A 9,455-nucleotide genomic window follows, 5' to 3' on the forward strand; every position below is an offset into this window, starting at 1 on the left:
AAAGGACGTACGAGATGACGCTCTCCTCGCTCTTCACCGACGACGTCGGACCGCTCCCCCTGCTCGCTGTCGCAGGTGCCGGATTCCTGATCTGGTACGTGCGGTACCTCGGCGAGAACGACCCCGGATGGAAGGGGTTCGTCGCGAACATTCTCACCGTCATCGGTGTCGGCGCGTACCTCGTCGTTCTCGCTGTCGTGTTCTCCACATTCATCGCGGTGATCGGCGCGTTCATCGCGGTGATGCTGTTCATGGTTCCCTTGTTCGCGCTCGGCGGTGCCAGCGGAGTCGCCGACCGCAGACCCCGACGCGGGTACCACCGCAACCAGTACGACAACGACTACCACTGACCGATATCGCCCATCTGCACACGATGTCGCAGTCACCGTGCCAGGGCGATGTGCAGTCGATGCAACGGCGGCCGCGCGGGCCGTGTGCAACGCGTCGCGAGCCGACTGCGCAGGGGGAAACGCATCCCACCGACAAGACGTCGCTGTGCACGCGTGCACAGCATCGAGTGGACGGCACCGTGGCGAATTCCCGTTCCGAACGAACATGCCTCCAGTAACGTTCTGAGCAAACCGAACGAGATGGTTTCAGGTCTTACTAACACCATCGGCAGGAGAAGACGTGCGGCGACGCGGAACACCACGCAGTGAAGTACGCGACGCACGATCGACGCAGACGCGGAGGAAGAACCTCGGGCGCGCTGCGGCCTTGACTGCATTCGCAGCCGTACTGGCGGGCTGTTCGTCAGACAGTGACAGCAACGGCAATGCAGCCGAGGAGACAACGGGGAACACGTTTGCCGCGTCCACCTCTGACGACTGGTTCGCGGCCGTCTGTAAGCCCGGCAGTTTCCTCGACGGGCAGGGCGGCTCAATGCTCCCCAGCTCGGATCAAGGATCAGCGATTTGTATGCCGCGCCAGGGAACAGACCAGATCGGGATCGGCCTCTATTCATCGCGGTTCAAGGCCGAGAACGACGTAGTAGGACAGGGCCCGTACGCCACGATGGAAACCGCTGCCGGTTACATACAGGTCTTCGCTCTGTTCCTTCCTCGCTCGTCCACGGCTGCGCTGCAACCGCTAACCGAATTCGGCTTCGAACTGCATCCCGCGGTCCCCTACTGATTTAGTTCGATTTGCCGTGCATCCAACTGATGACGTCGAGGACGCGGAGCGCACTGATGTCGTCGGGCAACGCTGCGGCCGCTCTGATTCTCAGTAGTCGAGTGTGCAGCGCACCGCCGTCCGCGCGCAGCGCTTCCCGGATGGGATCACGGTGCACCATCACCGTATTCAGCACGCGCCCGACGACCACGTCGTAGATCGGGACCAGGCGGGGGCGTTTGCGGGCCATCAACTTCGTGGCGATGGTGCGGCCGATGTCCCCCACGCTTCGGAGTTCGTCCTCCAGCAGCAGGATCGGCGCGTCGGGTGTGAGCCCGTCCGCTTCGTCGGCGAGGTCGCGGTCCGGGCCAACGGCGTCGAGCAACTCTGCGAACCGTGCGGCTCGGGTGACGAGCAGTTCGCGCGCCGCGCTCGCGGTGACGTTGACCGACAGGAAGGTGATGGCGACGAGATCGTCGGCGGTGAACCGGTTGCTGTCGGCGGCGCGGTTCTGCGGTGCCCAACTGTCGAAGTACGCGCCGGTGTAGCACCCGGCATCGAGGTAGGTGCCGCCGTAGTACCGACGCAGCAGAGCGGCCGCATCGTCGTCGGAGTCGGCGATCAGGGGCGGTGGAAGAGTGACACTCATAGCGGTCGATCGTGTCAGACAGCGGTGGTGTCGACACCGGGTTCCGGGTGCGGTTCGATGCGCTCCATGCTGTTGATGATCAGCGCGGTGCGCTCCGGCGGGCCAGACACACATGCGGTCACAGCGATCGGGCCGGCCGTATCAACGCTCGATCGGCCGGTGCGTGCGAACGCGCGCGGGAACATCCAGAAGTCGATCGAATCGTCTGAGTCGACGAGACGGCCCATCGCCCACTGACCTGTCTGCTGATTCGTCTTCACTGTGACGTCCTCGAGGGTGCCGTGCGCGACGACATGCGTCCCATTGGGGACCTCGCCGTCGAGCACCGCCCGCACGCGCACGAGAGGCGGCGGTGTGGTGGCGTCGTCGTCGGTCATGGTCGGCACCGTGCCAGCAGGCACCGACACGAAACACACACCTCGGTGCTGGTGGCACGCCGCGCAGAGTGCAGATGATCTAGGATCGAGTCAGTTCGAGCGTCGATGAGGGTCACGTTCGAGCGCGCCCCACCCGTACCGATTCACCCCGCACTGCGTTCACCGCACTGTGGGTTGTGTGGCTCTGTGAGCGATCGGTACCTGTCCGGTGGGGATTTCCGCGCACCGAAACTGGAAGGCCCTCACCATGTCTGTCTCTCCCGCTGTCGACAAAGACACCGCCATCGCGCGCGCACGCGCCGCGATAGAAAACCGCACCAAATACATCGAGTCCCTTTTCGACGCCGCCCAGGCATCCGCTGATGCGCGCGAGAAGGTCGCCGAGGCCACTCGCGCCGCTGAACACGCGAACGCCGAACACGCCGCCGCGTACAAAGAAGCGATCGATGCCGGGTGGACGGTTGCCGAACTCACCGGAAGTGGTCTGACCGCTCCGACACCGCCGACCGGCAAGAAGGCATCCAAGGCGTCAGCGAAACGCGCCACCGGTCGCGCCACTGCGCGCCGCCGAGTCGGTGCCGAGAACACCACCGCGGCACCGGACCGACACCACGATGACGACGCCTCGTCGCCTGCACCCGACGTGTCGACCGAACCGCAGTCCTCGACTGCGCCCGCGCACTGAACACTGCTGCACTCACACCACCCGCGCACCGGCACCGGTCGCGGATCCCCCGTGCCCTCGCACGCTCGACACATCTCACGTGCGGGCGCACCCCATCACGTCAAAGGACCACACACATGACCCAGCCCGGATTCAACGTCGAAGTAGCCTCCCTCGACCGCAACGGCGACCCCGGTTTCGTGCACGCACGCGGCTCGTTCTACACCTCCCGCTCCGCCGGACAGTTCGCGCTCACCCAAGCAGCAGCACTGGCAGACACGTACGAATTCGACACCGTCTCCGTCGTCATCGACGCAGTCGGCGAGGGCACCTCACGCCGTGATGTCGAGTTCATCGGCACCCCCGGCGAACTCGCCGCCGAACTGACCGCGCTCCCCGCCTACGCCTCCGGCGCACGACGCACCGTCATCCCCGCACCACGCGCAGTGACCGCCGCCGTGGCCGCTGTCGTCCAAACGTCACCGCCGTTACCCGACTCGGCGGTCGACGGCCCCGACGCCGTCGCAGTTCTCGACGTGGAGGTGTACTCCACCCGGCCCGGCCCGATCCCGAACTCGCGCAGCGACGTCGGCGCGTACACACCGCAGGATGCGCACCGCATCGCCGAGCAGCTCGCGGCAGATCTCGACGGCACCATCGAACCGATGCGCAACGAGACGGTGCTGCGCGTGACCCACACAGCGGACGTCTCCGACACCGACCGCATCGCCGCCGAGCGGTCCGTGCAGGTGCGGAACCTGCGGGCGAACCTCTCCGTCCTCGACCCGGTCGCCGACGCCGAACACATCACCGCACTCGCCGCCGACCTCGACGAGTTGCGAGCTCGATCGAGGCCGGCCGCACGCCCGGACAACACCGCAGCTGTGTCCGCGTCGGTATCGACGCCGCCGATGGCGCACGCAGCGGACGTCGAACGCTCCTCGACACGTCCGCGAGGGTTGGTCACGCCCCCGACCGGACGCTCGTCCAGAGCTGCACAGGCCACCTCGTCCGCGCTGCACACCGCCCCTGGCCCGATACACACAGCGGCGACATCGCGGTCAGCCGATCACGGTCTCGGATGACCACCGACCACCAGTCCCTACCGCAGAGCAGGGAAGGGCGGCACCGACTACCTCGGGCCCCGCAGCGCTCCGACGCGCTCGGCGACGGTAAGCCTGCGTTCCGGCTCGACGGCGGCGACCTCGGCGCGGTCCTGGTGTTCGAGGCGGTGCTGTGGAACGAACCGATGACCGGCGTACTCCGCGAAATCCACATCACGCCCGGCCGGGTACGCGTGGTCGTTCTTCAGACCGAACAGCAGAAGGGTCTCTACCCGCGATACACATCCAGCGGTGACCCCGATGCGCCGTATCTGGCCGACTACGACATCGACTTCGGTGACGAGGTCCGGATCGGCGATCGCCACTGACACCGCTCGTCCGGCTCAGCTCGTCCGTACGGGCGAGAAAGGCACCCACACAGCCGGTGTGGGTGCCTTTGTCGTTCGGGCCGGGTTGGGCGCGGTCAGCGCTGCGGGTGCGGCGCGGTGCCGGGTGCGCCGAAGATTCCGGCCGCCAGTGCCCAGGCGGTCAGGGTGCGGCGTTCGGCGTCGGTGGTCTCGTCGGCGTGGAGGTAGTCCCACTCCTGCAGTGCGTCGAGGTCGTGTGCGTCGGCTCCGACGTGTCCGCACCACCACAGGTACACCCCGATCGGGGACTCCACCGCGTGCCCGCGGGAGTCGACACCGCGGGTGTCTCGTTCGTTACGGGGTCCGGTGCGGGTGAGGGGACTGTCGAGGGTCACTGCCCTGCCCGAAACGTGTTGAGCCGCCGCCACAGTGCGCGTTGAGCGCGACCGTGCTCCACGAGGTGATCGAACAGGTACTCCTCCGGTAGCTCCTCGGCGGCGTGGACGATTGCCGTTGCCACGGTCCGGTAACTGCGCCGGTAGGACTGCGAGAGAACGATGTCGGCGTAGTGGACGGCGGTGAAGCCGTCTGCCCCGGCGGTGATGACCTCGTTCAAGCGGCGACGCAGGGGCGCGTCCTTGGCTCCGCCGGATCCCGATCGCATGAAGGCTGCGGTGACGCTCGCCGGGTCGTAGGGTTCGCCGGCCGCGACGAGACCGGCGATCACGACGAACATTCGCCGGTACGCGACGTCGTCGAAGTCGTCGGCGGTCACGATCGCGGTGATGCGCAGATCTTCGGCGGACACTCCCCCGGTGTGGGCACTCCACATCAGGGCGCACAGCAGCAGTGCCTCGGGGTCGGTGGACGTCTCGTTGTCGACGGCAGTGTCGTCGACAACAGCGGCGAGGCTGCGAACGACACGCTCGGGCTCGTCGGGCGGTGGAACTGCGCTCAGTGGCGTCATCGTCGGGCTCGTTCTCGCAGGTCAATCTCGAACAGGGTCAACGGAGTGGTCGGTCAGGCGGCGGCGAGCTTGTCGAGGGCGTCGATCCGAAAGCCGGACCAGTGGGTGTTCTCGTCGACGACCACGACGGGCATCTGCCGGTAGCCGAGTCCGTCGGTGACGAACTCGCGGGCCGCTGCATCTTCGGTGACATCGACGGTCGTGTATTCGATCCCGTGCTTGTTCAGGCGTCGTTTTGTTTGATCGCAGTTGTTGCATTCGGGTTTCGTGTACACAGTGATCGACATAGCTCACTCCTCGCGAGAATTGTTCCGATATGTCGATTTTACCTCAAATTGCCCCGATTATCCATAGATAAAGCGAGGTATTTTAACTCGAATATGTTGGCGCGCAATAGATTACTGACTGACCAGAAGTTCGCAATTACGTCGGTTGCGTTTCCTTATCAGCAGTACGGAGAGGAATACGAAAAAGCGACAGGGACCAGTGTTCATTTCGCATTCCGGTCATGGTGCCGTCGCCCGACTACTGGTGCGACGCCATGATCGAGACATGCGAACGCCGCCGGAGCTGTTGCTCTACGGCGGCGTCAGTCGGGGGGCTATCGCTAGTCGAGTTCGTACTGTCGAGTGCGGTGTGAGACCAGAGACCTGCGGATTCCGAGCGGGCCTCTCAAGACCATCTGCCGCCGCAATTGCATCCATTCTTGTACGAGTTCAGGTGTGGTGTTTCGTGCGGCTTCGCTGCGGAGGTCGTTCAGTGCGTTCATCCATCTCTGTATTTCAACTTTTCTCTTGGTGACACGCTCCAGCGCACGAGGGAGGTATTTGGTGTCGAGTCCGCGAAAGAGGTGGGTTCCGAGTTCGTGAATATCTCTTTGGATGTGGCAATCGAGTCGGTACCAGTCGATCGTCGTCGATGGAGCTTTGCGGGCTCTTCCCAGATGAGGGTGTAGGTCGGCCGGGCGCGTCGGTCCGCAGATAGACGTCGAGGTCTCCCGACGATGGAGGTTCCTACGCCATCCATCCGAAAGACCTCGACGTGTCCGACGCTACCCCGCCGGCCGGCTTCGGCCGCCCTGACCTGACCGCCTTCGCGGCTCATCCCAATCGACCCTGATCGGGTCTGCTGACCCCCTCGACGAGAACGCAGCGACATCACAGCCACCCAACCCCGACCGCCCGGGAAGCCGGGGCACGTCACATGGCCTGTGCTGCGGGCGTGTCGAGTGGGTCGTCCAGGGGCGACGCAGGAGCGTCGACGCGACGTGCTGAGAGGTGGTTCCAACCGAGCGCTAGGACACCGGCTACAGGCATGGCGATAGGTCAGGAACGGCGTCGCTCCCTGCGCAGGAGGGAGCGCAGAGTCTCGGCGTTCGCGTAGCCGACCCGTAGCGCGATCTCGGCGGAGGTGAGGTCCGTGGTTGCTGAGAGGTGCCGCGCTCGTTCGATGCGAAGCCGTTGGACGAAGCCGAGCGGAGTGAGGTTGAGCGCCGCACGGACTCGTCGTTCGAGGGTGCGCCGGCTGGTGCCGAGCGACTGCGCGACGAAGGCGACGTTGAACGGTTCGTCCAGGCGGGCGCGCACGAAGCGTTCGAACTCGACGACGATCGGGTCCTCGTGCCGGAGATGTTCGTAGGCGACGAAGGCCGCCTGCGACGGACGCTCGTCGATGATGAGGAGCTTGGCGACATGTTGGGCCAGGTCGGGGCTGATCGATCGCACGAGTGAGAGCGCGAGGTCGATGTGGGCGAACGCGGCGCCGGCGGTGACGAGGTTCCCGTCGACCACGACCATGGTGTCGAGATCGAGGGCGACGGTCGGATAGCGCTTCAGGAACTCCGGCCCCAGGAACCAGCTGGTCGTCGCCCGCCGATGATGCATCCGTCCAGTCTCGGCGACGGCGAACACGCCGGTGCACGCCGCGGCGATCCGGGTGGTCGCGTCGTCGAGGCGCCCGAGTGAGGCGATGACCGAACGTGCATCTCGGCTCTGGAGGGCGTCGTTGGTAGCGGCGGCCGTGAGGGTTCCAAGCGCAGGGACGACGACCACGTCGAACTCTCCGGACTCCGACAGCGGGTGGTCTACCGACAGGGTCATCGATGCCGTCGTGGTCACTCGCCGTTTCGGTCCGAGGATGGCGAGTTCGATCGGGTCGATCCGCGGGTCGACATCGCCGCGGGCTCCGTCGGCCACCCGCACGATGTCGATGACCGACGCGACCGCCGAACCGAAGCAGCCGTCGATCGCGATCAGTCCGATACGCATGGCGCGAACAATAGCAATACTGTCGTATACGCCACTCCCCACCGGCCCTCGCTCGTCATAGGCTGAACTCGCCCCACGAAGAACCCCGACTTCAAGGAGAACCCCTCATGTCCACACCCGTATCACTTCCGTATGCCTTCGTCGCCAAGATCGTCGCGGCCGATGGACAGCACGACGCGCTCGCCGATCTGCTCGCCGGCGCTGTCGCACTCGCCAACGAAGAAGTAGGAACGATTGTCTGGTTCGCGGCTAGGACCCACGCCGACACCTTCTGGATCTTCGATGCATTCCCCGACGAGGCCGCTCGCGACGCCCACGCCAACGGCGCCATCGTCGCAGCCCTGATGGCCAACCAGCACCTCCTCGGCGCAGCACCCGAGATCCTGGCGGCCGACGTCCTCGCGTCCAAGCTCCCGTAGTCCGCCAACGCCTGTCGTTGTGTCGTTTGGTGGGTCATGTTGCCAGGTGGTGCCGACACACTGCTGGGTGTCGGCACCACACGGGGTCTGGTTGGTCAGCTGGTGATCTGTTTGCGTGTGGTGGTTTCTATGGCGATCTTGGCGCTGTCGTAGATGCGGTCGGGGATGGTGACGACGCCGGCCGCGAGCTCCTGAACGGTGCGCAGCGCTGTCTCGCGCTCCTGCCCGGTGGCCGAGTCGTCCAGGGCGATCCCCAGGGCGCTGCGGATACGCCGGACGGTGCGGTGGTCTTCGGTACTGGTCACGCCCATGCCGATGGCGCGGGCGTAGCCGTCGGCTTTCCGCCAGGCAGTGTGCGCCTTCTGAGCGGCCACGGCGAAAGCCTGCACACGCTCGAGGGTGTCGGGGCACTGCTCGGGCCGGATCTGGTTCATCTCGGCGAAGGCGTCGATGAACGCTGCGGTGCGCGGCTCGTCGAGGTTGTCGAGCAGGGGCCTGACGAAGATGGCGTAGGGCTCGGACAGGTACGCGGCGTAGGCGTCCGTGACCTCGCTGTAGACGGCGTGGGCTGCGGCGTAGTCGGCTTCGAGTGCCTTCTTGGCGGTGCGGCGGTCGGTGACGTGGCTGCGGGTCCTGATGATCAGGTAGGCAGCCAGTGCGACCGAGACCAGGACTGCGGCGATGCCGCCGAACCAGATGACCGGTGTCCAGTCCATCGAAACGTCGGGTGCGGCATCGACCACCGGTGGTGGTGCCGGGGCGTCCAGTGTTGCGGGCGGGTCGGCGGGAGGAAGGTTCGTAGCCTCCTCGGCAGACACCGGCAAAAGAATCGAACGGACGGCCGCCGCCGCGACAGCGACGACGAGCCCTCCCCCGCACATCTGTAGCGCGGTCCTGTCGTCGTCGCCGTACATGCGTGACCAGAAGAACTTGGCTCCGCCGCCGATCATGGCGAGGACACCAAGCGCGGTGCAACCCCACATCAGGAAGGACAGGAGCACCTCGATGTCCGCTGAAGCGGGTGGCATCGTCTGGGGCACTGGATTGTTCATCAGTTGGGGCCTTTCAGGCTCAGGTGGGACAGCACGATCAGGGGCGTTGGGTGAGGTGGGCTTCGGCGGTGGCTGCGGCGACGTCGTAGCCGCCCCACGGTGAGCGGTGCGGGACCGAGCGCAGGCCGATGGTGTCGCCGCGTCGGGTGATGACGGGCCATCCGGTGGGGCGTTCCCCGACGATGTCGATGACCTTCGCTGTCCACACCTGATCCTTCTGCGACGGTCTGCGTTCGGGGGTCACGATCGGGAGGTCGTCGATCCAGCCGGGGTGGGCGTGATCGAGGGCGTCGCAGACTGCCTCGGACTCGTCGGCGCGGTTCTCCCCTTCCCACGGGCAGCCGGTGCACGCGCCGCGGTAGACGTCGCCGCCGACGCACTGGCAGGGGGTGTCCCTGCTCGTGTCTGGGCAGCAGCAGTCGAGGTCCGCTGCAACACAGGTGGGTTGGCAGATATCGGTGGGTGTGGACGGGTCGCAGATTCCGGGGCGGAACGCGTGAGAGGCGGCGGTTGAGCCGTGCCGTCCCCAGGTGGTC

Annotated in this window: 14 protein-coding genes; 6 read left to right on the forward strand and 8 right to left on the reverse strand. The window is 65.8% G+C overall.

From position 1 onward, the window contains the following. Positions 1-350: hypothetical protein (locus tag A2J02_RS09950; RefSeq protein ID WP_231893739.1), on the forward strand; the 350-nt coding region annotated here is incomplete at its 5' end. Positions 351-717: 367 nt separating this feature from the next. Continuing rightward, on the forward strand, positions 718-1,134 hold the full coding sequence (locus tag A2J02_RS27660; protein WP_156516175.1) for a hypothetical protein: 417 nt from the start codon (positions 718-720) through the stop codon (positions 1,132-1,134). A 1-nt stretch (position 1,135) separates the two neighbouring features. Here A2J02_RS27660 and A2J02_RS09960 read toward each other — a convergent pair whose 3' ends face one another. Beyond that, entirely contained in the window at positions 1,136-1,762 is a 627-nt protein-coding gene (locus tag A2J02_RS09960; protein WP_068049691.1) for a DUF6308 family protein, read from the reverse strand. 14 nt (positions 1,763-1,776) lie between these two features. Then, on the reverse strand, positions 1,777-2,139 hold the full coding sequence (locus tag A2J02_RS09965; protein WP_156516176.1) for a hypothetical protein: 363 nt from the start codon (positions 2,137-2,139) through the stop codon (positions 1,777-1,779). A gap of 247 nt (positions 2,140-2,386) precedes the next feature. Between A2J02_RS09965 and A2J02_RS09970 the strand changes: the two genes are divergently transcribed. The 3 genes from A2J02_RS09970 to A2J02_RS09980 all read left to right on the forward strand — a co-directional run bounded on the left by A2J02_RS09970 (position 2,387) and on the right by A2J02_RS09980 (position 4,235). Beyond that, the gene (locus tag A2J02_RS09970; protein WP_068049695.1) at positions 2,387-2,824 is read left to right on the forward strand and encodes a hypothetical protein; all 438 of its coding nucleotides are present in this window, start codon (positions 2,387-2,389) and stop codon (positions 2,822-2,824) included. A 116-nt stretch (positions 2,825-2,940) separates the two neighbouring features. Continuing rightward, positions 2,941-3,888 (forward strand): hypothetical protein, encoded by a 948-nt coding sequence (locus A2J02_RS09975; protein WP_068049696.1) that lies wholly within the window; start codon positions 2,941-2,943, stop codon positions 3,886-3,888. Then, complete coding sequence (locus tag A2J02_RS09980) at positions 3,885-4,235, forward strand: hypothetical protein (RefSeq protein ID WP_068049697.1); 351 nt, start codon at positions 3,885-3,887, stop codon at positions 4,233-4,235. The genes A2J02_RS09975 and A2J02_RS09980 overlap by 4 nt, the downstream gene beginning before the upstream one ends. 95 nt (positions 4,236-4,330) lie before the next feature. On the opposite strand, the gene A2J02_RS09985 is transcribed toward A2J02_RS09980, so the two are convergent. The 4 genes from A2J02_RS09985 to A2J02_RS10000 form a co-directional block, all read right to left on the reverse strand. Next, a complete protein-coding gene (locus A2J02_RS09985; protein WP_068049699.1) occupies positions 4,331-4,609 on the reverse strand; it encodes a hypothetical protein in 279 nt (92 codons plus the stop codon). Continuing rightward, positions 4,606-5,181 (reverse strand): DnaB-like helicase N-terminal domain-containing protein, encoded by a 576-nt coding sequence (locus A2J02_RS09990; protein WP_068049701.1) that lies wholly within the window; start codon positions 5,179-5,181, stop codon positions 4,606-4,608. Before A2J02_RS09990 ends, A2J02_RS09985 begins: the two co-directional genes overlap by 4 nt. Positions 5,182-5,234: 53 nt before the next feature. Continuing rightward, positions 5,235-5,468 (reverse strand): glutaredoxin family protein, encoded by a 234-nt coding sequence (locus tag A2J02_RS09995; RefSeq protein ID WP_068049703.1) that lies wholly within the window; start codon positions 5,466-5,468, stop codon positions 5,235-5,237. A gap of 1,038 nt (positions 5,469-6,506) precedes the next feature. Beyond that, the gene (locus A2J02_RS10000) at positions 6,507-7,448 is read right to left on the reverse strand and encodes a GlxA family transcriptional regulator (RefSeq protein ID WP_027504856.1); all 942 of its coding nucleotides are present in this window, start codon (positions 7,446-7,448) and stop codon (positions 6,507-6,509) included. A gap of 107 nt (positions 7,449-7,555) precedes the next feature. Here A2J02_RS10000 and A2J02_RS10005 point away from each other — a divergent pair, with 107 nt between their 5' ends. Further along, on the forward strand, positions 7,556-7,867 hold the full coding sequence (locus A2J02_RS10005; RefSeq protein WP_068049705.1) for a putative quinol monooxygenase: 312 nt from the start codon (positions 7,556-7,558) through the stop codon (positions 7,865-7,867). A gap of 95 nt (positions 7,868-7,962) precedes the next feature. Here A2J02_RS10005 and A2J02_RS10010 read toward each other — a convergent pair whose 3' ends face one another. Then, entirely contained in the window at positions 7,963-8,919 is a 957-nt protein-coding gene (locus A2J02_RS10010; protein ID WP_068049706.1) for a hypothetical protein, read from the reverse strand. A 37-nt stretch (positions 8,920-8,956) separates the two neighbouring features. Further along, positions 8,957-9,455 (reverse strand): DUF6349 family protein (locus A2J02_RS28215; RefSeq protein WP_231911431.1); only part of this gene is annotated, 499 nt, incomplete at its 5' end.

Source organism: Rhodococcus sp. EPR-147 (assembly GCF_001647185.1).
In the GTDB taxonomy this organism is placed as follows: domain Bacteria; phylum Actinomycetota; class Actinomycetes; order Mycobacteriales; family Mycobacteriaceae; genus Rhodococcoides.